Source organism: Synechococcus sp. RC10A2 (assembly GCF_047502605.1).
Genome location: NZ_JANSHP010000006.1, coordinates 64,558 through 88,039, shown reverse-complemented (window position 1 = coordinate 88,039; position 23,482 = coordinate 64,558). Strand labels below are relative to the sequence as shown.

General features: G+C 62.9%; 23 protein-coding genes. 9 read left to right on the top strand and 14 right to left on the bottom strand.

What is annotated here, in order from left to right:
* Positions 1 to 21 precede the first annotated feature (21 nt).
* The 3 genes from NW848_RS00755 to NW848_RS00745 all read right to left on the bottom strand — a co-directional run bounded on the left by NW848_RS00755 (position 22) and on the right by NW848_RS00745 (position 3,084).
* Complete coding sequence (locus tag NW848_RS00755; protein ID WP_414508297.1) at positions 22 to 816, bottom strand: DsbA family protein; 795 nt, start codon at positions 814 to 816, stop codon at positions 22 to 24.
* 91 nt (positions 817 to 907) lie between these two features.
* Positions 908 to 1,453 (bottom strand): RNA recognition motif domain-containing protein, encoded by a 546-nt coding sequence (locus tag NW848_RS00750; RefSeq protein WP_011431593.1) that lies wholly within the window; start codon positions 1,451 to 1,453, stop codon positions 908 to 910.
* 263 nt (positions 1,454 to 1,716) lie between these two features.
* Complete coding sequence (locus NW848_RS00745; RefSeq protein ID WP_414402199.1) at positions 1,717 to 3,084, bottom strand: glutamate-5-semialdehyde dehydrogenase; 1,368 nt, start codon at positions 3,082 to 3,084, stop codon at positions 1,717 to 1,719.
* 248 nt (positions 3,085 to 3,332) lie between these two features.
* Here NW848_RS00745 and ctpC point away from each other — a divergent pair, with 248 nt between their 5' ends.
* Positions 3,333 to 4,628, top strand: coding sequence for a carboxyl-terminal processing protease CtpC (gene ctpC, locus NW848_RS00740; protein ID WP_011431590.1), 1,296 nt, complete (start codon positions 3,333 to 3,335; stop codon positions 4,626 to 4,628).
* A 132-nt stretch (positions 4,629 to 4,760) separates the two neighbouring features.
* Positions 4,761 to 5,678 carry an ornithine carbamoyltransferase gene (gene argF, locus NW848_RS00735; protein ID WP_187147178.1) on the top strand — a complete coding sequence of 306 codons (918 nt, stop codon included), beginning with the start codon at positions 4,761 to 4,763 and terminating at the stop codon, positions 5,676 to 5,678.
* A gap of 33 nt (positions 5,679 to 5,711) precedes the next feature.
* Here the strand turns inward: argF and NW848_RS00730 are convergent, their stop codons facing one another.
* Together NW848_RS00730 and NW848_RS00725 are read right to left on the bottom strand one after the other, a co-directional pair.
* Entirely contained in the window at positions 5,712 to 6,137 is a 426-nt protein-coding gene (locus NW848_RS00730; protein ID WP_011431588.1) for an ExbD/TolR family protein, read from the bottom strand.
* 3 nt (positions 6,138 to 6,140) lie between these two features.
* Positions 6,141 to 6,833: a MotA/TolQ/ExbB proton channel family protein gene (locus tag NW848_RS00725; protein ID WP_369781495.1), complete on the bottom strand. Its 693-nt coding sequence runs from the start codon at positions 6,831 to 6,833 to the stop codon at positions 6,141 to 6,143.
* A 293-nt stretch (positions 6,834 to 7,126) separates the two neighbouring features.
* Between NW848_RS00725 and purH the strand changes: the two genes are divergently transcribed.
* A complete protein-coding gene (gene purH, locus NW848_RS00720; RefSeq protein ID WP_011431586.1) occupies positions 7,127 to 8,740 on the top strand; it encodes a bifunctional phosphoribosylaminoimidazolecarboxamide formyltransferase/IMP cyclohydrolase in 1,614 nt (537 codons plus the stop codon).
* Here the strand turns inward: purH and NW848_RS00715 are convergent.
* The 4 genes from NW848_RS00715 to NW848_RS00700 form a co-directional block, all read right to left on the bottom strand.
* Positions 8,737 to 9,492, bottom strand: coding sequence for a transporter substrate-binding domain-containing protein (locus NW848_RS00715; RefSeq protein ID WP_071813541.1), 756 nt, complete (start codon positions 9,490 to 9,492; stop codon positions 8,737 to 8,739). The genes purH and NW848_RS00715 overlap by 4 nt on opposite strands.
* A 49-nt stretch (positions 9,493 to 9,541) precedes the next feature.
* Complete coding sequence (rplT, locus tag NW848_RS00710) at positions 9,542 to 9,898, bottom strand: 50S ribosomal protein L20 (RefSeq protein WP_011431584.1); 357 nt, start codon at positions 9,896 to 9,898, stop codon at positions 9,542 to 9,544.
* Between the two features lie 122 nt (positions 9,899 to 10,020).
* Positions 10,021 to 10,221, bottom strand: a complete 201-nt coding sequence (gene rpmI, locus NW848_RS00705) for a 50S ribosomal protein L35 (RefSeq protein WP_011431583.1) — start codon at positions 10,219 to 10,221, stop codon at positions 10,021 to 10,023.
* A 122-nt stretch (positions 10,222 to 10,343) separates the two neighbouring features.
* Positions 10,344 to 11,570: a class I SAM-dependent methyltransferase gene (locus tag NW848_RS00700; RefSeq protein ID WP_049749799.1), complete on the bottom strand. Its 1,227-nt coding sequence runs from the start codon at positions 11,568 to 11,570 to the stop codon at positions 10,344 to 10,346.
* 69 nt (positions 11,571 to 11,639) lie between these two features.
* Here NW848_RS00700 and glcD point away from each other — a divergent pair, with 69 nt between their 5' ends.
* Positions 11,640 to 13,130, top strand: coding sequence for a glycolate oxidase subunit GlcD (glcD, locus tag NW848_RS00695; protein WP_240527783.1), 1,491 nt, complete (start codon positions 11,640 to 11,642; stop codon positions 13,128 to 13,130).
* On the opposite strand, the gene NW848_RS00690 is transcribed toward glcD, so the two are convergent.
* The 3 genes from NW848_RS00690 to NW848_RS00680 all read right to left on the bottom strand — a co-directional run bounded on the left by NW848_RS00690 (position 13,127) and on the right by NW848_RS00680 (position 16,293).
* Positions 13,127 to 15,016: an AAA family ATPase gene (locus tag NW848_RS00690; RefSeq protein WP_099834738.1), complete on the bottom strand. Its 1,890-nt coding sequence runs from the start codon at positions 15,014 to 15,016 to the stop codon at positions 13,127 to 13,129. The two genes, glcD and NW848_RS00690, sit on opposite strands and share 4 nt — an antisense overlap.
* Before the next feature lie 123 nt (positions 15,017 to 15,139).
* Positions 15,140 to 15,703: a phycobiliprotein lyase gene (locus NW848_RS00685; RefSeq protein ID WP_011431579.1), complete on the bottom strand. Its 564-nt coding sequence runs from the start codon at positions 15,701 to 15,703 to the stop codon at positions 15,140 to 15,142.
* 47 nt (positions 15,704 to 15,750) lie between these two features.
* The gene (locus NW848_RS00680) at positions 15,751 to 16,293 is read right to left on the bottom strand and encodes an HNH endonuclease (protein ID WP_011431578.1); all 543 of its coding nucleotides are present in this window, start codon (positions 16,291 to 16,293) and stop codon (positions 15,751 to 15,753) included.
* A 175-nt stretch (positions 16,294 to 16,468) separates the two neighbouring features.
* Between NW848_RS00680 and NW848_RS00675 the strand changes: the two genes are divergently transcribed.
* The 5 genes from NW848_RS00675 to NW848_RS00655 all read left to right on the top strand — a co-directional run bounded on the left by NW848_RS00675 (position 16,469) and on the right by NW848_RS00655 (position 22,363).
* Positions 16,469 to 18,676 carry a glycoside hydrolase gene (locus tag NW848_RS00675; RefSeq protein WP_099812693.1) on the top strand — a complete coding sequence of 736 codons (2,208 nt, stop codon included), beginning with the start codon at positions 16,469 to 16,471 and terminating at the stop codon, positions 18,674 to 18,676.
* 33 nt (positions 18,677 to 18,709) lie between these two features.
* Positions 18,710 to 19,660 (top strand): prolyl aminopeptidase, encoded by a 951-nt coding sequence (pip, locus tag NW848_RS00670; protein WP_011431576.1) that lies wholly within the window; start codon positions 18,710 to 18,712, stop codon positions 19,658 to 19,660.
* A 255-nt stretch (positions 19,661 to 19,915) separates the two neighbouring features.
* A complete protein-coding gene (locus tag NW848_RS00665) occupies positions 19,916 to 20,437 on the top strand; it encodes a PDZ domain-containing protein (RefSeq protein WP_240527784.1) in 522 nt (173 codons plus the stop codon).
* 31 nt (positions 20,438 to 20,468) lie between these two features.
* The gene (locus NW848_RS00660) at positions 20,469 to 20,777 is read left to right on the top strand and encodes a hypothetical protein (protein WP_099812695.1); all 309 of its coding nucleotides are present in this window, start codon (positions 20,469 to 20,471) and stop codon (positions 20,775 to 20,777) included.
* A gap of 5 nt (positions 20,778 to 20,782) precedes the next feature.
* Positions 20,783 to 22,363 carry a hydantoinase B/oxoprolinase family protein gene (locus NW848_RS00655; protein ID WP_041439269.1) on the top strand — a complete coding sequence of 527 codons (1,581 nt, stop codon included), beginning with the start codon at positions 20,783 to 20,785 and terminating at the stop codon, positions 22,361 to 22,363.
* Here the strand turns inward: NW848_RS00655 and NW848_RS00650 are convergent.
* Both NW848_RS00650 and NW848_RS00645 read right to left on the bottom strand, forming a co-directional pair.
* Positions 22,300 to 22,692, bottom strand: a complete 393-nt coding sequence (locus NW848_RS00650; RefSeq protein ID WP_011431572.1) for a thioredoxin family protein — start codon at positions 22,690 to 22,692, stop codon at positions 22,300 to 22,302. The genes NW848_RS00655 and NW848_RS00650 overlap by 64 nt on opposite strands.
* Before the next feature lie 34 nt (positions 22,693 to 22,726).
* Complete coding sequence (locus tag NW848_RS00645; RefSeq protein ID WP_049749798.1) at positions 22,727 to 23,467, bottom strand: NnrU family protein; 741 nt, start codon at positions 23,465 to 23,467, stop codon at positions 22,727 to 22,729.
* Positions 23,468 to 23,482 lie beyond the last annotated feature (15 nt).

Sequence of the window (23,482 nt, the reverse complement as noted above, 5' to 3'; positions counted from 1 at the left end):
GGACTTGAGGCTCTAACCGGGCTAGAGGGCTTGCTTGGCCTGTTGCAGCGTCTGCTCAAACACCTCCAAAGGCTGCGCCCCCGAAAAAGAAAGGCCGTTCAAGATGAAATGAGGGGTGCCGCCGATGCCCAGTTGAGAGGCCAGATCCATATCTCGCTGAATGGCGCGCTCCGCCGCCCGGCTGCGCCGATCCCGATTGAATTTCTCCACATTTAGGCCCAACTTCTCGGCGGTAGCTACATAAAATTCATCCCCAAGCTGGGATTGGTTGGCAAACAGCTCGTCGTGGAACTCCCAGAACTTGCCCTGACGGTGGGCAGCCCAGGCCGCGCGAGCCGCCGCCATCGCCTCCGGGTGGATGCTGGTCAAGGGCAGGTGCTTGTACACCAAGGTCACCTCATTCCCGTGCTCGGCCATGAACTGTTTGAGGGTGTCGTGGGCGCGGGCGCAGAAGGGACATTGAAAATCGGAAAACTCCACCAACACCAACCGCAAAGCGTCGGATCCCAGTTGAGGAGAGTCTCCGATGACGGCACGCGGGTTCTCCCGCAACTGCCGGCCAAATTCTTCCGCCAACTTCTGCTGTTGTTGCTGCTGCTCTTGGTACTGCCGCTGCTGGTACTCCTGCACCGCCTCCAGGATCACCTGGGGGTGCTTGCGAATGATCTGCAGCACCTGCTCCTCCAAATCGGCTGGAGCTGCGAGGGCAACTTGGACAACGCTGCTCATCCCCAGCCAAACCAGCAGCGCGCCGAAGAACCCAGCTTTGGCCAAGCACTGTCCCCACGCGCGAAAAACCCTTGCCAGACTATCCATCCCAAAACCCCCTCTCGAGTATGCCCAGAGCTGTACAGCTCAACCAGGCTAACGCCAGATGGCGGCGATGTCCACCACGCTTTTGGGGGGATCAGGAGTTGGTCGCTTGGAGAAGCTGCTCCTTAATCCGCTGCAACTGACTGGCCCAACGGGGATCCGGCTCAAAGGCCCCTTCAGTCTCGGCAACGACATTGCCTCCACTCCCTTTGTTGCCCCGCTGGCGTTGCTTTTTGCTGGGAGCGGACTTTTCCCCAGACTCTTTGGAGCCTTTGGAAGAACCTCGGGGCTCAGGATCCCCGGGCGCCCTAGAATCCTTGCCAGCATCTTTGGCAGACTCCTTAGCTGGGGAGCTGGAGGCTGCTGCCCTGGCTTCGGCGTCTTCCCGTTTCTCCCGCCGCTGGGCAATCTCGATGCGCAGGTTGACATCGCCAAAGCTGTGGCCGTTGAACTTTTCGATGTACTGCTGCGCCTGCTCTTCGGTGCTCACGGTTACAAACCCGAAGCCGCGACATTTGCCTGTCCGCCGATCCCGAATCACCTTGGTGGAAATGACCTCACCTGCAGAGCTAAAGAGCTTCTCCAATGCCTGACGATCCACCTCTTCCGGCAGATTTCCGACATACAGACGAACGGGCATGATGCAGCGAAGCTCCTATCGAAATAACAAAAGGCAGCCAAAAAGCAAGGTGCTAGGTCAAAGGCGCTCAAGCCGACAGCAAATTTCAAAACCCAGTAGCCTTCGGTGGTCTATTGTTGCACCACAGCGGGGCACAAAGCACAACCTTTGCAAATCACAAGGCTATCTTCTAATTTACCTTAACTTGGAGCCACCCAGACGAGCAGAACGGTTTCCGTCATGGATTGCTTTGTACAGTCGGCCGCTGCAGCAGGCCCTGATCCCTAAGACAAACCGGTGGTGTTCAGGCGATCTCGATGTTGAAAAGGTCGGGCCTGGGGGCCTGTATAGTCGGCTACAAGATGGCCTCGCCCTCGCAGTTGGTAGCGGTAGGTCACCAAGCCCTCCAAACCCACTGGGCCGCGCGGCGGCAGCTTTTGGGTGCTGATGCCCACTTCTGCCCCCAAGCCGTAGCGAAAGCCATCGGCAAAGCGGGTGGAGGCATTGTGAAAGACCCCTGCTGCGTCCACTTCGTCGAGGAAGCGCTGGGCAGCGGCGGCATCTTCGGTCACGATGGCCTCGGTATGGCGGGATCCGTACCGCTCGATGTGGGCAATGGCTTCGTCGAGAGAATCCACCATTTTGATGGCCAGAATCAGGTCGGCGTACTCCGTGCGCCAGTCGGCCTCGCTGGCCGGGATCAGATCGGGCACCAGTTGGCGGCAGCGGGGATCCCCGCGCAACTCCACCCCCTTCTCGCGCAGCGCCTGCACGGCCAGGGGCAAAAACCGGGGGGCGATCTCTGCGTGCACCAGCAGGGTTTCGATGGCGTTGCAGGCGGCGGGGTACTGGGTTTTGCTGTCCAGGGTTAGCCTCACCGCCATGTCCACATCGGCAGCCCGATCTACGTACAAGTGGCAGAGGCCATCGGCATGGCCCAGCACCGGGATGCGGGTATTTTCCATGATGTAGCGGACAAAGCTGCTGGAGCCGCGGGGGATGATGAGATCCACCAGCCCTTCCAGTTGCAGCAGGGCCTTGACCTCGGCACGGCTGGTGAGCAACTGCAAAGATCCCTGGGGAAACTCGGGGATCTGCTGCAGCCCCGCCTGGATGGCCGCCATCAATGCCTGGCAGGAGCAGAGCGCCTCCGAGCCACCCTTGAGCAGGACGCTGTTGCCGGTTTTCACCGCCAGGGCGGCAATTTGCACCAGAGCATCGGGCCGCGACTCGAAGATCACCCCCAGCACTCCCAGAGGGTAGGTGCGCCGCTCCAGCACCAGCCCCTCATCCAGTTCCCGGATCAGCAAGGCCTGCCCCACCGGATCCGGCAGCCGCAGCACCTGCCGCACCCCGGCCACCGCGTCGGCCAATTTCTGGGCGTCCAACTTCAAGCGGGCGTAGGCCGAGGCGGACAGCTCACCGGCCTTGACCTGCTCCGCTGCCTGCTCCAAATCCGCCTGGTTGGCTGCCAAGATGGCCTCTTGGTGTTCCAGCAAAGCGGTGGCCATGGCCTCTAGGGCGGCATTTTTAATGGCAGTGGGCAAGGTAGCCGTGCGTCGAGCGGCAGCGCGAGCCAACTGCACCTGGGCCAGCAGGGGCGAGTCAGCAGCAGCTTCCGGCAGGCTGGGAGAGTCGGTTACAAGAGACATGGACTCCAGAAGAAAAAGCGCCTTTGCAAATGTGATCGCGAGAGCACCTTTGCAGGGATCCCTGTGCTACGTTGGGCACAGTTGGGCTGTACCATTTGCAGCCTACCAAACTTTGGATACCACCGGCTGGGGCAGGCAGCACTGCTTTGTCCCTGAGATAAAGTTGGGGCAGGGAAGAGCCTCTGGGCGAAACCCCCAAAAGCTGGAGATTAACCTCGACTTTTAGACCTTGTCTTCCAGGAGAGCCAATGAGAAAGCGTGGGTTTGTGGTGAGTGCAACGGCTGCAGTGGTCACAGCCGTGTCGCTTGTCGGGGTGCAGCTATCCATGCCGGGTTGGGCAGGGTTTCGCCGGGATCCCAAGGAAGTGGTGGACGAAGTTTGGCAGATTGTTAATCGCGAATACGTCGACCCTTCCTTCAACTCCGTCGACTGGGAGGCGGTGCGGCGGGATCTGCTCAGCCGAGAATATGCCACCCGAGAAGATGCCTATGCAGCCATTCGCGAAGCCCTGAAGAAACTGAACGATCCCTACACCCGCTTCTTGGATCCCGACCAGTTCGCCAGCATGCAAATTGACACATCCGGTGAGCTGACCGGGGTGGGGATCACGCTGGGCATGGATCAAGAGACCAACGAGCTGGTGGTGATCTCCCCCATCGAAGGATCCCCCGCCGACCGGGCCGGGATCAAGTCCAAAGATGTAATCGTGCGCATCGACGACAAATCCACCGAAGGGATGGACACCAACACCGCCGTCAGCCTCATTCGCGGCGAGCCGGGCACACGGGTGCGGCTGACCATCCGCCGCGAGGGGGAAGGGCTGAAGGTGTTCGACCTGGTGCGGGAGAGAATTGAGCTGGCCACCGTGCGCTATGCGGTTCACCAGGAAAATGGCCTGCCCATTGGCTACATCCGCATCACCCAGTTTTCCGGCAATGCCGCCGACAAGGTGCGCCAGGCCATTCGCGAGCTGGAGAAACAAGGGGTGGCCGCCTATGTGCTGGATCTGAGGGCCAATCCGGGGGGGCTGCTCTACTCCAGCGCCGAGATCGCCCGCATGTGGATCGACCGGGGCAGCATTGTCTCGACGGTGAACCGGCAAGGGGAGCAGGATCGCCTCACGGCCAACAACAGCGCCCTCACCGACAAGCCTTTGGCTGTCTTGGTGGATGGAGGATCCGCCAGCGCCAGCGAGATCTTGTCGGGGGCTTTGCAGGATAACCGGCGCGCCGTGATCGTGGGCACGCAAACCTTTGGCAAGGGCCTAGTGCAGTCGGTGCATCCCCTCTCCGATGGGTCGGGCCTGGCGGTGACCATCGCCCGCTATCGCACCCCCAAAGGCACCGATATCGATCACAAAGGCATCACCCCTGACATTGTCGTGGAACTGTCCGAAGAAGATCTCAATCGCCTCAGCCGGGATCGCGAGTTGGTGGCGACTCCCGCCGACCCGCAATATGCCGCCGCTATCCAGGCCCTCCAGGCGCAGATCTCGGCCCGCCAGCAACAGGCCAAGGAGCCAATGCGTTCCTCTTCCCTCTAGCCAGCGTTGGGGCCCAGGCTGCGAGACCTTGCTGAGTAGCGGCCTTGCGCTGGCGAGCAGGCAGCAGCGCGGGCCGGAAGTTGTTTGCGGAGGCGGTGAAGCGCGATGGCGGGGTTGCAAGCTGTAGGATCCATCAACTTAGCCGGGCGGGATCTGCTCAAACTCAGCGACCTGAGCCCGGCGGAACTAGCGGCCTTGCTGGTCCAAGCGGCGCAACTGAAGCGGGATCCCTATCGGGTGGATCTGCGCGGCCGGGTGCTGGGGCTGTTGTTTCAGAAGGCTTCTACCCGCACCCGCGTCAGCTTTACCGCTGCCATGGCCCAGTGCGGGGGCAGCACCCTAGATCTGGTGCCGACGGCGATGCAGATGAGCCGCGGCGAGCCTCTGCAGGATACGGCCCGCGTTCTCTCCCGCTACCTGGACGCCATTGCCATTCGCACCTACAACCAGCGGGAGCTGGAAATCTTTGCCGAATATGCCGAGATCCCCGTGATCAACGCCCTCACGGATCAGTTTCACCCCTGCCAAGTTTTGGCCGATCTGCTCACCATCCAGGAGAACTTCGGCCAACTGGCGGGCCTGACCTTGGCCTATTGCGGCGACGGCAATAATGTTGCCCATTCCCTGCTGCTGGGCTGTGCCATGAGCGGGATCCACATCCGCGTCGCCACCCCCCCCGGCTACGAGCCAGATGCGGCAGTAGTAGCAGAAGCGCAAGCCTTGGCCCAGGGATCGCAGGTGTGGGTGTTGCGGGATCCCTACGAAGCGGTCGCGGGAGCCCAGGTGGTCTATACCGACGTGTGGGCCAGCATGGGCCAAGAAGACCAGGCCGAGGCGCGCAAAGCCGACTTCCTGCCCTACCAGGTCAATGCTAAGCTGCTGAAACAGGCGGCTCGCGAGGCCATTGTGCTCCACTGCCTGCCCGCGCACCGGGAAGAGGAGATCACCGCCGAGGTCTTGGAGGGATCCCAGTCCCGGGTGTGGGATCAAGCAGAAAATCGCCTCCACGTGCAAAAAGCGCTCCTGATCCAACTGCTGGGGGCAGGGTGATGGCCCTCACCCCCGGCCCCAGAGGGGAGCCTGTCAACGGTTATTGGCAGGGCGGCGGGCAGCGATGGCCAGGCTGACGTTGGGCAGTCGCTGCAGGGTATCCATCACCTCCACCACCTTGCCGTGGGAGAGAGCCAAATCGGCGTTGATCACCACCAGGCGGCGCCCTTCAGCCGGCTTCTCGGCCAGGACGCGTTCCACCTCTGGGATCAGGGCGGCAAGATTGGCAATCGCCTTGCGGTTGACGGCAATTTGGCCTTCAGCGGTGATGCTCACCGTAACGTCTGGCTGGCGGCGGGCTTCGGCTGTGGAGGCCTCTGGCAAATTGACATCGAGGGCCTCCGAGCGGGTAAGCACCAGGCTGGCGATGACGAAAAACACCAAGATCGAGAAGATGACATCGATCAGGGGCACGATGTTGATCTCGCCGGATCGAAAGTTTTCTTCGGGGATGCGCATAGGCTAGGAGGGCTCAAGGGGGGAGTAGGGAGGAAGAGTGGAGCTGCCGCTGGGGCTGGGCTTGGCGTAAGAATACTGGGAAAGCTGTTGGGCTTGCATCTCTTGCCGCTGGCGATGCAGCAACTCCAGCTCGCCGCCGTACTCCTGGATCTTGGAGAGCTGCCGCAGGTACAGAGAGCGGAAGACGTTGGAGATTAGCAAGGTGGGAATGGCCACGATCAGCCCAAAAGCGGTCGAGTAGAGGGCTTCGGCGATCCCCTGCCCTACCCCTTGCGTATCGGTGCCGCCGATATCCCCCAGTTGGATGGAGCTGAGGATCTGGATGATGCCGGTAACGGTGCCCAGCAGGCCCAGGAAGGGGGCAACGGTAATGACGGTGTCGAAGACCGTATTGAAGCGCTTCAGCAGGGGCACCTCTGCCGCCAAGGCTGTCTCCAGGGCCAGCTTAAAATCTTCGGGGCTGGCTTCGTTCAGCTCCAGGCCGGCCAAAAAGATGCGGGCAATGGGGAGATCCGCATTTTGCTCCAGCAGGTACTGGGCAGCGCGTGGGTTGCGGCGGTACTGGCTCAGGGCTTGCCGCACCACCTCCTCCTGCCGGTGGGTGACTTTCCACCAAAACAAGGCCCGCTCGATGCAACAGGCCACCGAGAAGACTGAGAACGTCAACAGGGGGATGGAATAGTACCAACCCTGGATCAGGAGCTGCAAGACTCTATCCATACGATCCTAGTTACCCCCTTCTAGCGGCAATTCACGCTCATCTTGTCATAGCACTTTCTCGGCAGGGCTGGGATCCCTTTTGAGTGGCTGGAATTGCACCTTCTGGCATCCTGGATCATCCCACGTGAACCCCAGCCACCTCTCCGACCTCTCAGTAGTGGCAACAACCTCCTATCCCCCTCCCGGCAGGGGCGCTATGCTGGGGCGTGGGATCTCCACCTGTTGGGATCTCCTAGGCAACTCTGCTCTCTTGAGATCGCTAACAACCGATGTCTGCTCAGCCCTTCCCACCTTTGGCTCTCCTAAGTGTCTCCGATAAGACCGGCCTGATCCCGCTGGCCCAGGCCCTCGTGCAGGAGCACGGCTTTCAGCTGCTCAGCAGCGGAGGCACAGCCAAGGCGCTGTCAGAAGCTGGGATCCCGGTCACCCCTGTTTCGGAGCATACCGGCGCGCCGGAGATCTTGGGGGGACGGGTAAAAACGCTGCACCCCCGCATTCACGGGGGCATTCTGGCCCGCCTGGAGCGCCGCGAAGACCGGGCGGATCTGGAGGCGCTGGGGATCCCTCCCATCCAGTTGGTGGTGGTCAATTTCTATCCTTTCGAGCAGACGGTGGCCCGGGCAGGGGTGTCGCTGGAGGAGGCTTTTGAACAGATCGACATCGGCGGGCCGACGCTGGCGCGGGCGGCAGCCAAGAATTATCCCCACGTTACCGTGCTCACCGATCCCAGCCAGTACCCTCAGTATTTGCAATTGCTCTCTAGCCCCTCCAGCGAGGCGGAGCGGCTGGCCTTTCGCTTCCAGTGTGCCCGCCGCGCCTTCGAGCAGGTACTGGCCTACGACCGCGCCATTGTCGACTACCTAACTCGCTCAGAGCTGTCCCGCCCCTCTCAAGCTCCAGCTCCTGCAACCGCTGCCGAGCAGGTTTTTCAACTGCAAGGGATCCCTTGGCAACGCCTGCGCTACGGGGAAAATCCCCACCAAGCCGCCACCTGGTATGTGGTGGATGCGGCTGCTCCCGGCTGGCATCGGGCCAAACAGTTGCAGGGGAAGGAGCTCAGCTACAACAACCTGCTGGATCTAGAGGCGGCCCGCGCCCTGGCGGCAGAACTGAGCCTAGGGCTGGCCAACGGCCCTAGGCCAGCGGTGGCGGTGATTGTCAAGCACAACAACCCCTGTGGGGTAGCCGTTCGCCCAACTCTGGCTGCCGCTTTTGAGGCGGCTTTGGCCGCCGATCCCGTTTCCGCCTTCGGGGGCATTGTCGCCCTCAACCAAACCTTGGATGGGGAGGCTGCCCGGCGGCTGGCGGAGCCCTTTTTGGAATGCGTGGTTGTCCCGGACTGCACCCCCGAGGCGGCTGAGCAACTGGCAGCCAAAAAGAACTTGCGGCTTTTGGTTCTGCCGGACTTTGCGGTTGGGCCGGCCCAAACCGTTCGCACCCTGGCTGGGGGCTTCCTGGTGCAGGAGGCTGACTTGGCCCAGGGATCCGACCGCCGCCCGTCCTGGCGGGTGGTGAGCGAGCGCCAGCCGACACCGGAAGAGTGGGCGGATCTGGAGTTTGCCTGGACGGTCTGCAAACACGTGAAATCCAACGCCATCGTCGTTGCCCGGCAGGGGCAGACCCTCGGCATTGGCGCAGGCCAGATGAACCGGGTAGGCGCCGTCGAGATTGCCCTTCGCCAGGCCGGCTCGCAGGCAGCAGGAGCGGTTTTGGCCAGCGACGGCTTTTTCCCCTTTGCCGACAGTGTGGAGGCGGCAGCCCGTGCTGGGATCCGCGCCATCATCCAGCCGGGAGGCAGTCTCCGCGATGCCGATTCCATTGCTGCTGCCAATGCTGCTGGGATCGCCATGGTCTGCACTGGCATCCGTCACTTTTTGCACTAGGGCAGACCCCAGGCTCTGGCCCGCTCCGCCAGCCAGCCCTCAGCGCGCAGGTTCTCCAGCTCGCGGCGCACCCGCAGCCGCAATTCAGCATGCTCCAGCCCCTTGGGCAGGGCAATGCCCAGCCCCACCGCCGCCAACGGGGATCCCAAAAACTGAAACTGGGGGTGCTCCGCCAGCCACCCTGCCAGCACCGAGCGATCCGCTGCCCAGGCCTGCACCGCTCCCTTTAGGAGCAATTCCGCCCCTTCCCGGTAGGAATCCACCGCCACCAACTCAACCCCTGGGAGGTAGCGCTGGAGGTAAGGAATAGCAGCCGATCCGCGCAGGACGGCAATCCGCGCGCCGCCCACATCCGACCACCTTTCCCAGTTGTGGGAACGGGCCACAACCAAGCTGGGGCCATCCTGATAGTAGGGCGAGGTAAACTCCACTTGTCGCGCCCGATCCGGCGTAATGCCAAGCTGGGCAATAGCCAGATCTACCTCCCCAGCGGCCACTGCCTGCAGCCGCTTCACGTTGGCTACCGGCACCAGCTCCACCGCCTCCGCGGATCCCAAGAGCCGGGATCCCAGCTCGCGGGCCAGCTCGATCTCAAACCCCTGCAGCTTGCCCATGGGATCGCGAAAGCCCAACGGCCTCAGGTTGTCTTTGACCGCAATTCGCACCTGACCCGAACGCACAATCTCTGGCCAGGGGCGGGCAGCCGCAGGGATCCCCCTCCCCAAGCAAGCCAAGGCCAGGCCGGCTGCCATGCAAGACCTCTGGATTGCTGCGGCCAACGGAGACCGAGACCCCATCTCTTTAGGAGGCGCGGGCCTGGCGAGCTGCTTCCACCACTTGGGTAAAGGCTTCTGGATCCAGGAAGGCCAAGCGGGCCAGCATTTTGCGGTTCAGTTGGATATTGCCTTTTTTGAGGCCGTCGATGAACTCGCTGTAGCGCAGGCCCTGGGCGCGGGTGGCCGCGTTGATGCGGGCAATCCACAGGCGGCGAAAATCCCGCTTCTTGCGCCGGCGATCCCGGTAGGCGCTGCGCAGAGCCTTCATCACCTGCTGGTTGGCAGTGCGGAACAGCTTGGAGCCGGCTCCTCGAAAGCCTTTGGCTAGCTTGAGGATCTTCTTACGACGCTTGCGGGCAACATTGCCGCGTTTGACTCTCATGGCAGTAACCCAATACAGACGGATATAGAAGTTGGCGAGCCCCCGGCAAACCTTGAGACTTCAACCCGTCCCCAACGTGCCGAGGCGTCGGGGAAGCGGCGCGTAGCGCGAACAGGACCCAGCTAGTGGGTGTTGGGCAGCATCAGGCGCACATTGGCCAGATCCTGCTTGCTTACCAGGGCTACACCCGCCAGCTTGCGCTTACGGTTGCTGGTTTTGTGCTCAAGTAGGTGGTTGTGCCCGGCCCGGCGGCGCATAAACTTGCCGCTGCCGGTGAGGCGAAAGCGCTTGGCGGCTGCCTTGCGAGTTTTGATTTTGGGCATGGCAGTACCCCCAGAATGGGTGGGGCTGGAGAAAAGGTCACAGCCTCCCAGCATAGAGCAGGAAAGTCCAAGAAGGCAAATGCTGCCACCGGTCTTGGCTGCCCACATTTGCTCAGAGGCACTCAAAGACAGCCCTCCCGTGGCTCCAAGAGCAGCACTTGCCAGCGCAGCAACTGCTGCAACTGCGGCCAGCCCAGGGGAGACTCCAGGCTGTCTTGAAGGGCTTGGACGGTGCGGATCCCGTCCACCTGCTGCAGGAAGGCGAAGGCTTCCTCGCTGAGGGAGATTGCCTCGTAGGCGTAGTTGAAGATGCTCCGGCCCGGCCACAGGCCTAGACATGGGCTGAGGTGGGCAACAGCCGAGGCCACCGCCTCCGGACTGGTCCATTCCCAGCGGGGGAGGGGAGGCTTGCCGAGGAAGAGCTCGTAGTGGGCCACCACCGGATCCAGCAGCTCGATCAGGCGGTAGCGCTCCGGCTCTGGCAGTTGAGCCGCCTGGGCCAGCAGGGCCTCATCCTGGCCCAACACCCGTTCCAGCCGCCAGAACTCCGGGTTGGAAAAGCGCAAAAACTGCAGCCCGGAGGCGCGGATCAGCTCAAACAGGGTCTCAATGTTGTAGTCCACTTCCTGCGGGTGCAGGTACATGTCGGCAAAGCATTCGTCGTCCACGTTCTCAACGGCCCAGCGGGCGCGTTCCTGCTGCTGGATGCGGTTGCTCTCCGGCAAAATCCGGAAGAGGCGGCGGCCTACCTGTAGCCCTTGTTGCAGGTGTTCTGCGGAAGCCAGGGGCTGGTGTTCGGAGCCGGCGACCAGTAGGCGGATGGCCTTTTGCATCAGGCGAATTTCGTGGCGGCCCAGCTCGCCATAGACAAACAAATGCAGGATCCCGCCAGGGGCCAATTTGCTCGCCAGCGCCTGCAGCCCCGCCAGCGGATCCGGCAGGTGGTGGAGCATGCCCACGCAGTTGATGAAGTCGAACTGCCCCGGCAGTTGGTCGATGTCGTAAACGTTGAGCTGGCAAAACTGCACTGGCGGCGCCTGGGAAGCCCGGCAGCGGGCCTTGGCAATCTCCAGGGCGCGGCCGCTTAGGTCAAAGGCCCAGATCTCCGCTTCCGGGTTTTGGTGGGCGATGTATTCTGTCCCTACCCCAGAGCCGCAGCCGGCATCCAGGATGCGCACCTTGCGCCGGCCCGGATGGGATCCGGTGCAAAAAGCATAGGCCTGGGGCCAGCTCCAGCGCCAGTTCCACCCCGGCGGGGGAACGGTGCCGATGGGCTGTGGTGGGAAGGGGTAGAGGTCGTAGAGCTGCCGCACTTGCTCAAGGATCTGTTCGGCGTTGCGGGACTGCATAGGCTCTCCGGCCAGACTATCCAGACTATAGTGACGATATCCCCCTCACGAGATGTTCTGCCGCCCCCTATGGCTGTTCGCTCCTCTCACCCGTTGCAAGCTGGCCTCACCTTCGATTGGCTCAAACTGAGGGCTGAGCTCAAAAAAATTCTCGATCCCCGGCGGGTGATCAGCAGGCCGGAGGAGCTGCTGGTTTACGAGTGCGACGGGCTGACCAGCTACCGGCAAAGGCCGGCTCTGGTGGTGTTGCCGCGCACCACGGAGGAGGTGGCGCAGGTGGTGAAGCTGTGCAGCCGCTACCAGGTGCCCTTCGTGGCGCGGGGATCCGGCACCGGCCTTTCGGGAGGGGCGCTGCCGCTGGAAAATAGCGTCGTCATCGCCACCACCCTGATGAAACAGATCCTGGAGATTGACCTAGACAACCGCTGCATGGTGGTGCAGCCGGGAGTAATCAACGCCTGGATTACCCAAGCGGTGGCCGCCCAGGGCTATTTTTATGCGCCGGATCCCTCCAGCCAGTCGGTTTGCTCCATCGGCGGCAATGTGGCGGAAAACTCCGGCGGCGTCCACTGTCTCAAGTACGGGGTGACGGCCAACCACATCCTCGGCCTGACGGTGGTGCTGCCGGATGGGGAAGTGGTGCGCTGGGGGGGCAAGATCCCGGAGATGCCCGGCTACGACTGGGTGGGCCTGTTCGTCGGCTCCGAGGGCACTCTGGGCATTGCTACCGAGATTACCCTGCGCTTGCTCAAGGCGCCGGCCCAGGTGCAGGTCTTGCTGGCGGATTTTGACAGCGTCGAGGCGGCAGGAGCCACCGTTTCCGACATCATCGCCGCCGGGATCATCCCCGCCGGCCTGGAGATCATGGACAACTTCAGCATCAATGCTGTGGAGGATGTGGTGCAGTTGGGCTGCTACCCGCGGGATGCGGCAGCCATCTTGCTGGTGGAGGTGGACGGGCTGGAGCTGGAGGTGGAGGAAGTCGGCCAACAGGTGAGGGCGCTCTGCTTGAAAAACGGGGCCCGCCAGGTGCAGGTGGCCGTCGATGCAGAAGAGCGGGCGCGGCTGTGGAAGGGGCGCAAGGCGGCCTTTGCCGCCATGGGCAAGCTCAGCCCCAACTACTACGTCCAGGATGGGGTGATCCCCCGCAGCCAGCTAGCCTATGTCCTCAAAGAAATCGAGCGCCTCAGCCGCCAGTACGGCTACCCGGTGGCCAATGTGTTCCACGCCGGCGACGGCAACCTCCATCCGCTGATTCTCTACGACGAGTCGGTGCCGGGATCCCTGGAGCAGGTGGAGAAGCTGGGGGGTGAGATCCTCAAGCTCTGCGTGCGCCTGGGAGGCAGCATCTCTGGCGAGCATGGCATCGGGGCCGACAAGCGCTGCTACATGTCGGAGATGTTTACGCCCACGGATTTGGAGAGCATGCAGTGGGTGCGGCAGGTGCTCGACCCGCAGCACATCGCCAATCCCGACAAGATCTTTCCCACCCCCCGCACCTGCGGCGAGGCGGCCCACGCCCACCGGCAGCCGGAATGGCAAGGGATCCCGGTCTTCTAGGTGGCCTGGCGCTGCTGCTGCAGCTCGGCAAAGGCCTGGGCAAAGTCCTCCTGGCGGATGACCAGGGTCTTGGGATCCACCGACTCGGCAGTGGCCCGGTGGCGGCGAATGGCGGCAATTGCCGCCCGGTTGCTCAAGAGAGCCAGATCGGCGCCGCTCCAGCCTTCCGTGCGCTCAGCCCATCCTTCCAGATCCACATCCGGCCCCAGGGGGCGCTTGCGGTTGTGCACGGCCAAGATCTCCCGCCGCCCGGCCCGATCCGGCAGCTCCACACTCAGGTGCAGCTCCAGCCGGCCGGCGCGGGTGAGGGCGGGATCCAAGCTGGCTTTGCGGTTGGTGGCGGCCACCACCAACACCCCCTGGCTGGGGCGGATCCCGTCCAGTTCGGCCAGCAGTTGCCCCAGGACGCGGTCGCTGACGCCGCTATCGCCGGAGTAGCTGCCCCGCGCCGGGGCGAGGGTGTCGATCTCGTCGATGAAGATGACACAAGGGGCGCACTGGCGGGCGCGGGCAAAGAGCTCTCGCACCGCCTGCTCGGAGGATCCCACCCATTTGCTCAAGAGCTCTGGGCCGGAGACGGCGATGAAGTTGGCCTTGGCCTGGGAGGCAATCGCCTTGGCCAGCAGGGTCTTGCCGGTGCCGGGAGGGCCGCTGAGGAGGATCCCTTTGGGCGCTTGCGCCTGGGCCTGCTCGTACAGCTCCGGGTGCAGCAGGGATCCCTCGATGGCCTCCTGCAGAACCTGCTTGGCCTGCTCCAGGCCGCCGATCTGATCCCAGCTCACCTGGGGCGACTCGATTTCCACTGAGCGCAACACCGCCGGCTTCACCTGTTGCAGGGCCTGCTGAAAGTCCGCCGCCGAAACTGTCAAGGAGTCGGGGATGGGGGATCCCAGATCCGGCACCTGCCGCCGCAAGGCCGCATAGGCTGCCGCCTGGCACAGGCCGCGCAGATCTGCCCCCACAAAGCCCAGCGTCTGATCCGCCAGGCTGTCCAAGTCCACATCTTCTGCCAGCGGCATGCCGCGGGTGTGGATGGCCAAGATCTCCCGCCGCCCCTCCCGATCCGGCACCTTGAAAATGACCTCGCGGTCGAAGCGGCCCGGTCGCCGCAGCGCCGGATCCAGGGCCTCGGGCCGGTTGGTGGCCGCCAGCACCACAACACCTTTTTGGGCCACAAAGCCGTCCATCAGCCCCAGCATTTGAGCCACCAGGCGCTTTTCCACCTCTCCCTCGACGGCGGCGCGGTTGGGCACAAGGGCGTCGATTTCGTCGATGAACACGAGACAGGGGGCCGACTTGGCCGCCTTTTCAAATACCTGCCGCAGGCGCGCCTCCGCCTCCCCATAGTACTTGCCGATCAGCTCCGGGCCGACGAGGGCAATGTAGTTCACCCCCAGGCTCTCGGCCAAAGCGCGGGCCGTCAGGGTCTTGCCAGTGCCAGGGGGGCCAACCAACAGCACGCCACGGGGCGGCTCCAAACCCAACTTGGCCAGCAGATCGGGCCGCTTGAGGGGGATCTCCACCAGCTCCCGCAAAGCTTGCAGTTGTTCCTTCAACCCCCCCACATCCTTGAGGCGCGGTCCCGGCCAGGTGTCTGGGCTGCCGGGGGGGTCGGCGACAGTGGCCTCAGGCGTAGGGTCAGCCTTGGGCGGCTCGCGCCAGCCTGACGTGGACATCACCTGAGGCTCGCTGCTCCAGGAGGGATCCCCCGTCTGGGCACTGCGGCGGCGGGGGATAGAACCAGAAGGGGGGATGGAGCTGCCCAGGGATCGGGCCTGGATGCGCACTTCGGTTCGCAGCCCCCCCGTGTTTTTTTTCTCGTCCAGCTTCTGGGCTAGCTCGATGAGCTGCTCAATACCCTGGATAAAGTCGCTTAGATCCGCCACAGCCCGGGTTTTCCGTCTACAAATGACCCACCAACAGAGGTTTTAGCCCATCCCTTGCCGGCTGAGGCTCTCCCCAGTAAGCCAGGGATCCGGCGCCGGCAAGCTTTCTGGTCAGCCCACAGCCTAGAGAGAGCGGGATTCAGCCACAGCCGAGATGGGGGAAGGGCTGGCGGAGAGCTTGCGCACCTCGGAGCAGAAAGAGGCCATGCTGAAGCCGCCGAAGCGCTTGACGGTGCTGGCCCGCAGGCGCAGGTTGGGGCTGGCAAACCAGATGCGCTCCTCCGACTCGGTCATCTCGTACTCGGTGTAGAGGGTGAGGGCGCCGTCCGATCCCATGACGTAGGTGCCGGCCACCGGCACTTTCTCGGCATAGCCCTGATCCCGCAACAGTTGCCCCCGCATGGGGTTGTCGGGATCGGGAATGGGAACCAGCACCACATCGCCTTTGTACTCTTCGTTGTCCCACTCCTGCTCCCCATTCCACTGCACTCGCGCCGCCCCCACGGCCCGCCGTGGATCCACCTTGAACAGCTCACAAACCTGGATAACTGCCGGATCGGCGGGCGAAAGGGTAGCAATTTGCATCCGCGATCTCCCCCCCTCAGAGCGGCGAAAGGCCAAGTGATGGCTGGTACGCTGACACATCCACTCGCCAGCGCTGAGGGCAAAAAACTCCATTACGGTCATCATGGCCGACGCGGATCCTCCTCGATAACAACCGAAATTTGCCGATTCTAACTTGCGCTGTAGCCGTAGATTGGCTCTTGCCGGCTCTGCTGTTCGCGCCAAAACTGCTCGGCAAAAGCCACCGTCGGGTGGAGGGGGGCGCGGGGTTTGCTGCGCAGAACCATGCCCGCCTCTTCGGGCGTGCGGTTGCCCTTGCGCTGGTTGCAGCGCTCGCAGGCAGTCACCACATTGTCCCAAGTGTGGGATCCCCCGCGAGAAAGAGGCACGACATGATCCAGGGTTAGGTTGTGGGTGCTGCCACAGTACTGACAGGTGTGGTGATCCCGCCGCAGAACCTCCCGCCGGTTAACAGGGGGCACTCGCCAGGCCCGCTCTTTGCCCTTGATGGTCAGGCGGATGTGCTCGGGCACCTCGATCACCTGGCTGGGGGAGCGCACTTTCCATACCGGCACATTCATCATCGCCAGCGGCTCTGCCTTGCCCGTCAGCAGCAGCACAATCGCCCGCCTAATGTTGACCCGGCTAATGGGCAAGTAGTTTTGGGAGAAGACAACGATCGACTGTTCCAGGACGTGGGTAGCAGCAGTCATGACTTAGCTCTTCCATTTGCCGCCATTGTCCTGAGAAATCCGGCGAATGACAAGGTTTTCCCGCAGTGGGCACCATCCAGGCGGATCCCCACCGTTCAACATTCCAGAGTTTCTGACGATCGGGAGCCGGACAGATGGGCTAGTATCCGGGTGATGGTCGGATCCCGTGCCTCCCATGACCTACCCGCTGCATATCGCCTTGGTTTGGCACCAACACCAGCCCCTCTACAAAAGTCCGATAGCGGGTAAATATCGCATGCCTTGGGTGCGCCTACACGGGATCAAAGACTACCTCGACTTGGTTCTGCTGCTGGAGCGCTATCCTCGCCTGCACCAAACGGTCAACCTGGTGCCCTCTCTGATTGTGCAAATCGAAGACTACGTGGCCGGCTCCGCCTTCGATCCCTATTTGGAGCTGACTTTATCTCCTGTCGAAAAGCTGACCCCGGAGCAGCGGCGCTTCATTGTCGAGCGTTTCTTCGACAGCCATTACCCCACCATGATTGAGCCCTATCCCCGCTACCGCCAGCTCTACGAACAGCGGGAATCGCAGGGGATCAACTGGTGCCTACAGTACTGGACACCGCAAGACTTCAGCGACCTGCTGGCCTGGCACAACCTCTCCTGGTTCGATCCCCTCTTCCACGAGGATCCCGAGATCGAGGGCTGGATCAAGATGGGATCCGGCTTTACCCTGGCGGATCGGCAGCGGATCTATGCCAAGCAGCAGCAGATCCTGGCCGCCATCTTGCCCCAGCACGCCAAGCTGCAAGAGAGCGGCCAACTGGAGCTGACCACCAGCCCCTACACCCATCCCATCTTGCCCCTGCTGGTGAGCGAGCGCTCGGCGCGGGTGGCTCGGCCCGGCTTGCCCCTGCCCCGCTACCCCTTCCACTGGGAGCAGGATGTCCACAGCCAACTGGAGCGGGCCAAGCAGATCTACCGGGAGCGCTTTGGCCGCGAGCCGCGGGGTCTGTGGCCTTCGGAGCAATCCGTGAGCCCGGCCATTGTCCCCATCGTGCAAAAGCAGGGTTTTGAGTGGATCATCTCCGACGAGGGCGTGCTGGGCTGGAGCCTGGGCCAACCCTTTCATCGCGACGGGCAGGGCCATATCCTCGAGCCGGAAAAGCTCTATCGGCCCTACCGTCTGGAGAGCGAGGCAGGGGATCTGGCCATTGTCTTTCGGGATCACCGCCTCTCCGATTTGATCGGCTTCAGCTACAGCGCCATGCCCGCCGATGCTGCCGCCAAGGATCTCATCGGCCACCTGGAGAGCATCCGCAACCGCCTGCCCCAGGAACAGCCCTGGCTGGTCACCATCGCCCTAGATGGGGAAAATTGCTGGGAGTACTACCCCCAAGATGGCCGGCCCTTCCTGGAGAACCTCTATGCCCGCCTCAGCCAGCACCCGGCGCTGCGCTTGGTGACGGTTTCGGAGTTTTTGGACCAGTTTCCCCCTACGGAGTTTCTGCCAGCCGAACAACTGCACAGCGGCTCCTGGATTGAAGCTGACTTTACCACTTGGATCGGGGATCCCGTCAAAAACCGCGCCTGGGAGCTCCTGGCCCAAGCCCGCCAGGTCATTCAGGATCACCCTCACGCCAATCCCGAAGCCTGGGAAGCCCTCTGGGCCGCCGAGGGATCCGACTGGTTCTGGTGGTTTGGGGCGGGCCATTCCTCGGCCCACGATGCCGTTTTCGACCAGTTGTTTCGGGAACATCTGCAGGCCCTCTACACCGCTTTGGGAGAGGCCGTGCCGGCAGTGCTGCAGTTCCCTCTCGAGGATCACGATGGGCTGGGGGATCGCCTGCCGCAAGGATTTATCCACCCGGCCATCAACGGCCGCCCCGCCGAACGGGAGTGGAGCCAAGCCGGGCGGGTGGAGATCGGCGCCGCCCGCGGCACCATGCACCGCAACAGCGTCGTCCGCCGCCTCTGGTACGGGTTCGATCACTTCAACCTCTACCTGCGGCTGGATTTTAACTCGGTGGTGCAGCGGCCCAAGCAACTGCAGGTGCTGTGGTTTTACCCCAACTGCGTCACCGTCAACAGCCCCATTCCCCTCCAAGGGTTGCCGGCAGAAGCCCCCCTCAACTACCACTACCGCCACCTGTTGAAGCTATCGCTGCCGCCCCCCGGCACCGGCCAGCATCCCGCCCCTGTCGAGGCTCAGCTCTTGCAGGCAGGGGAGTACCACACCTGGCACGCCATCAGCCACCAAGTGAAAGCGGTGGTGGATGCCTGTTTGGAGGTGGCTATTCCTTGGAGCAATCTGGGCGCCCAGCCGGGACAAGAGCTGCAGTTCGTCATCGTGGCCGCCGATGGCGAGACCTTCCAGGAAGGGATCCCGCCCAAGGCCACCATCGCCCTGCGCAGGCCTTGAGCGGCTGGCCGTTGATCCTTAGAATCTCTGGTTATGCAGCGCGACCTCTACCCGCCCATCGAGCCTTACGATCACGGCTTTCTCCCCGTCTCTTCCCTGCACACCCTCTACTACGAGCAGTGCGGCAACCCAGACGGGAAGCCGGTGGTGTTTTTGCACGGAGGGCCCGGCGGCGGCATCGATCCCCTTTACCGGCAGTACTTCGAGCCCAGCCGCTGGCGGGTGGTGCTGTTCGATCAACGCGGCTGCGGCAAGAGCCGCCCCTACGCCGAGCTGCGGGAGAACACCACCTGGGATCTGGTGGCCGATATCGAAAAGCTGCGCCGGCACCTGGGCATTGAGCGCTGGTGGGTGTTCGGGGGCAGTTGGGGCAGCGCCCTCGCCTTGGCCTATGGGCAAACCCACCCCCAATCCTGCCTGGGGTTTATCTTGCGGGGCATTTTTCTGCTGCGCTCGTTTGAGATCCGCTGGTTCTACCAGTCGGGGGCCAGCTACCTGTTCCCCGATGCTTGGGAACATTACCTGGATCCCATCCCCCCCAACGAGCGGGATGACCTGCTGGCAGCCTACCACCGCCGCCTCAACGACCCCGATCCCCAGGTGCGCCTGAGGGCGGCCCGCGCCTGGGCCATCTGGGAGGCCAGCACCAGCAAGTTGATCCCCAGCCCTGAGCTCATCGAGCGCTTTGGCCGGGAAGAGTTTGCCGAGGCCTTTGCCCGCATCGAGTGCCATTACTTCGTCCACGGCGGCTTTCTGGATCCTGAAGATCAGCTCCTCAGGGGGGTGGAGCGCCTGCGCCATCTGCCGGCTGTCATTGTCCAGGGGCGCTACGATGTGGTCTGCCCCCCCATTTCCGCCTGGGAACTGCACCAGGCCTGGCCAGAGGCGGAGTTTCATCTCATTCCCGATGCCGGCCATTCCATCACCGAGCCCGGGATCCGCACCGCCCTGCTGCAGGCCACCGATCGCTGCGTTGGTCTGTGAGCCGCTGAGATAGGCCGGGTTGAGGATCCCAAGAGCTTGAAGAATTGCTACAGAAATGCCGGCAAAACCTTGGGATCTAGCCCCAAAGCACGGCCAAGCCTATCGACAGTTGGCGATTTTGGGTTTATCACTGAGGGAAGGGCGGTGCAAGCTGCCCGGTTGATGGGTTCCGCTGTCTCTCTCGGGCTGGTCGATCCATCCCAATGCTTTTGCGGATCTCAACTTGTTATTCTTCGCCGTTTCCAGGCTCGAACTATGCAGAAACCGAACACTCTGTTCAAGCTTGCCCTCGCCCTGCCCGCCTCCCTCCTGCTGGCAGATGCTGTTGTGGCCTACCCCTGTGACTCGGTTGGGGGTGAAGCTTACAACTTCTACAGCCCCACGGTTCAGGTTGACAGTTTCGGGGCTCAGGTGTCGCCTGCTGTCGTAGGCAACGGTTTCATCGGGGTTGCCATCGAAGCGGTGGATGGACAGCCGGCTCAAGGCGCTATCAGCCGTCGCCTGTTCGGCCCTGCGCCTCGAGTTCAAGGGGTGCAGGTGGTTGGCCTGCTCCAGGATGGCCCGGCTCAACGAGCGGGTCTGGCCCAGGGGGATATTTTGATTGGGGTGGACGGGCAGCGGGTCACCTCGGTGCAACATGTGCAGCAAATTATCCAAAACACCCCCGTGGGCCAGCGGGTACCCATTACCTTCCGGCGCGGCGGACAAGTGCTATCGACGGTGGTTGTGGTCGGCGATGGCCGTGTGTTGCGCCCCTTGATGCTGCAGCAGCAGTGAGTGTTGCCAGGGATCCCTTGCTGAGCTCTCTGTGACTGCTGCACTAGGGACAGAGTGGGCAGTTTGGGCGGTTTGCGGCCTCAATGGGCTGCTGTTTTTAGCCTTGCTTGCCCTGATTCCTGTCCTCTTGAACCTGCGGTCGGCGCTCTGGGTTACGGAGCGGGCTATGGCTGATTGGCGGGAAGCCGCTGAGCGGGCTTTGGCTCCCACGCCGGCTGAGTTGCTGCGCCTGCGGGATCGGCTGCGGGAGAATCGCCATACCCTCGACCGCTGGCAGCGCCGTCTGCAGTTTTGGCAAGGGATCCGCAGGGTGGCTGTTTGGCTGGGGCGCAGGCTGTGAGGGGCATGGATACCCATCCCATCCGGCTGCAGGTGATGGCCAATGCGCTGGCGGGGATCGCCGAGGAGATGGGGGCGCGCCTCATCCGCGGTTCTTACTCGGCCAACATCAAGGAACGGCGGGATTGCTCGACAGCCCTGTTCGACGCCCAAGGGGCCTGTATTGCCCAGGCGGCCCACATTCCAGTTCACCTGGGAGCTCTCTCGGAGGCGGTGCGGGCGGTGGTGGCAGCCGGCCCGCGGCCCGGCGATGTGTTCGTCCTCAACGATCCCTACCAGGGGGGATCCCATCTGCCGGATATCACGGTGGTTACGGCCATCCCCGGCCTGCGGGATCCAGAACAGGTCTGTGCCTATGCGGTGAACCGCGCCCACCATGCCGATATTGGGGGGATGCGCCCCGGCTCCATGCCCGCCGACTCTACGGAAATCTGGCAGGAGGGGCTGGTGATCCCGCCGCTACGGCTGGCCCAGATGACCTCGACAGGGGAGCTGCGCTGGCAGGAGGATCTGCTGCGCCTGATCCTGGCCAATGTGCGCAACCCTGAGCAGCGGCGGGGAGATTTGCAGGCCCAGGTGGGGGCCAGCGCCGTGGGGGTGAGCCGGTTTGGCGAGCTGCTGGCCCGGTTCGGGGAAGAGGAGGCCTGGCAGTTGATTGCCGGGGTGATCGCCTACAGCCGACGGCGGATGCAGGCCCAGATCCGCGCTCTGCCCGATGGGATCTACACCGCCTGCGACTACCTGGAGGGCTACGGGGATCCGCCTGAGCCCATTGAGATCCGGGTGCAGGTAGAGGTCAAGGGGGAGAGGCTGCGGGTGGACTTCGCCGGCACAGCCCCGGCCACCGCGGGGAACCTGAACGCGCCTCTGGCCGTGACCCGCTCGGCGGTGCTCTTTGCCCTGCGCTGCCTGTTGGATCCCACTGCCCCCAGCAATGTCGGCCTGGAGGATCCCATCGAGATTGTGGCCCCGCCCGGCTGCCTGGTCAATGCCCAATTTCCGGCGGCGGTGGTGGCCGGCAACGTGGAAACCTCGCAGCGCATTGCCGATGTGGTGTTCAAAGCCCTGGCCCCGGTGGCCGGATCCCGTGCCATCGCCCAGGGGCAGGGCACCATGAACAACTGCGTGCTGGGCAACCGCCACTTCACCTACTACGAAACCCTGGGGGGCGGCCAGGGGGCCAGCCAGCAGCGACCAGGCCTGGATGGGGTGCACGTGGGCATGAGCAATACCCTCAACACCCCCATCGAAGCCCTGGAGCTGGAGTATCCCCTGCGGGTGCTGCGCTACGAGTTGCGCCCAGATTCCGGCGGCCATGGCCGCCAGCGGGGCGGGTGGGGGCTGATCCGCTCCATCCAGACCTTGCAAGATTGCACCCTCTCCCTGCTCACCGACCGGCGCCACCATGCCCCGCAAGGGGAAGAAGGCGGCGAACCTGGCCAGCTGGGGATCAACCTCGTCAACGGGGATCCCTTGCCCAGCAAGATCAGCCGCCCCCTGAAAGCCGGCGATGTGCTCACCCTCTACACCCCTGGCGGCGGGGCTTGGGGGTCCAGCGAGGAGGAGCAGGCACCCGAACCCACATAGCGCAGGCGAGCGAGAAACAACTGCTCGCAGCGGCGGAGCACATCATCGCGGCTGGCGAAGTGCTCCAGCCTTTGCACTTCTTGACCCTTCTCAAACAAAATTAAGGTCGGCAGCGAGCGCACCCGATAGCGGCGCGGCAGCCAAAAATTGTCGTCCACATTCACCCGCAGCACCTTGACCGCGCCGCCCCACTCTGCTGCGAGACGGTCGGTAATCGGCTGAATGAAGCGACACAGGCCACACCAAGGGGCACCAAAATCCACCAACACCAACCCGTCACTTGTCAAAAGTTCTTGATTAAAAGCATCTAAAGCAACTTGCAAGTTCATCACTCCCAGACTAAAGAAGTTGTTTGGGATCATGCTACCAGGCAACCCCGCTGGCTGCAGAAACCATTTGCGGATGAAAGGCATAAAGAATCACAACAAAGCTGAACACCCCCAGATAGGCCCAGCGCAGAAACTCTCGCGGTTGCAGGTGTTGTCGCCGCTGCAGAATGGCCAAGCCGGGGATCACAGAAGTACGGGCCTTGAGATCGCGGAAGGCCTGGCCGTATTTCCGCTCCAGACGGTGATCCCCGTGCCAGACGGCGAACAGGTGGTAGGCCACCAGCCCCAGGGAAGTGACCAGCATAAAACTGGAGCCAATCCAAAGGGAATGGGCCACACACCAGATCACCTGGCCCACCATTTGGGGGTGGCGGGTGATGCGGATGATCCCGGTCTCAAACAGGTGAATCTCCGGCTTGTGAATGGCAGCAATCTCCAGTAAGTTGAAGGTAGCCGGATACAAAAAGAAAAACGAGAGCGCCGACAAAAGAACAACGGTGGTGTGAATGCCGGGGACAGCATGGAGATCCCAGAGGATCACCCCGTCGTAGCGATGGTTCAAAAAGTAGATCAGCAACAGCGGAGCCAAGCTGAGGCTGACCAGCGCAAAAAGAAGGCGGTACAGACGGGATCCCAGCCAAGCTTCCCCCCAGGGGCGCAAGTGGGCCAGCCCACTGTGAGCACAGGCAAACCCCAAGATCATGCCCAACATGATCGCGTGGGATCTGTACCGGGCGAGCTCCGGCAGCAAGTGGTTGAAGAAAGTGGACAGCATCTTTTCGATGGCTCC

Bases quoted from the DNA above. Each gene is read 5' to 3' on its own strand.
- NW848_RS00755 (WP_414508297.1), bottom strand. From the start codon at position 816: ATGGATAGTCTGGCAAGGGTTTTTCGCGCGTGGGGACAGTGCTTGGCC.
- NW848_RS00750 (WP_011431593.1), bottom strand. From the start codon at position 1,453: ATGCCCGTTCGTCTGTATGTCGGAAATCTGCCGGAAGAGGTGGATCGT.
- NW848_RS00745 (WP_414402199.1), bottom strand. From the start codon at position 3,084: ATGTCTCTTGTAACCGACTCTCCCAGCCTGCCGGAAGCTGCTGCTGAC.
- ctpC (WP_011431590.1), top strand. From the start codon at position 3,333: ATGAGAAAGCGTGGGTTTGTGGTGAGTGCAACGGCTGCAGTGGTCACA.
- NW848_RS00730 (WP_011431588.1), bottom strand. From the start codon at position 6,137: ATGCGCATCCCCGAAGAAAACTTTCGATCCGGCGAGATCAACATCGTG.
- purH (WP_011431586.1), top strand. From the start codon at position 7,127: ATGTCTGCTCAGCCCTTCCCACCTTTGGCTCTCCTAAGTGTCTCCGAT.
- NW848_RS00715 (WP_071813541.1), bottom strand. From the start codon at position 9,492: ATGGCAGCCGGCCTGGCCTTGGCTTGCTTGGGGAGGGGGATCCCTGCG.
- rplT (WP_011431584.1), bottom strand. From the start codon at position 9,898: ATGAGAGTCAAACGCGGCAATGTTGCCCGCAAGCGTCGTAAGAAGATC.
- rpmI (WP_011431583.1), bottom strand. From the start codon at position 10,221: ATGCCCAAAATCAAAACTCGCAAGGCAGCCGCCAAGCGCTTTCGCCTC.
- NW848_RS00700 (WP_049749799.1), bottom strand. From the start codon at position 11,570: ATGCAGTCCCGCAACGCCGAACAGATCCTTGAGCAAGTGCGGCAGCTC.
- glcD (WP_240527783.1), top strand. From the start codon at position 11,640: ATGGCTGTTCGCTCCTCTCACCCGTTGCAAGCTGGCCTCACCTTCGAT.
- NW848_RS00685 (WP_011431579.1), bottom strand. From the start codon at position 15,703: ATGACCGTAATGGAGTTTTTTGCCCTCAGCGCTGGCGAGTGGATGTGT.
- NW848_RS00680 (WP_011431578.1), bottom strand. From the start codon at position 16,293: ATGACTGCTGCTACCCACGTCCTGGAACAGTCGATCGTTGTCTTCTCC.
- NW848_RS00675 (WP_099812693.1), top strand. From the start codon at position 16,469: ATGACCTACCCGCTGCATATCGCCTTGGTTTGGCACCAACACCAGCCC.
- pip (WP_011431576.1), top strand. From the start codon at position 18,710: ATGCAGCGCGACCTCTACCCGCCCATCGAGCCTTACGATCACGGCTTT.
- NW848_RS00665 (WP_240527784.1), top strand. From the start codon at position 19,916: ATGCAGAAACCGAACACTCTGTTCAAGCTTGCCCTCGCCCTGCCCGCC.
- NW848_RS00655 (WP_041439269.1), top strand. From the start codon at position 20,783: ATGGATACCCATCCCATCCGGCTGCAGGTGATGGCCAATGCGCTGGCG.
- NW848_RS00650 (WP_011431572.1), bottom strand. From the start codon at position 22,692: ATGAACTTGCAAGTTGCTTTAGATGCTTTTAATCAAGAACTTTTGACA.
- NW848_RS00645 (WP_049749798.1), bottom strand. From the start codon at position 23,467: ATGCTGTCCACTTTCTTCAACCACTTGCTGCCGGAGCTCGCCCGGTAC.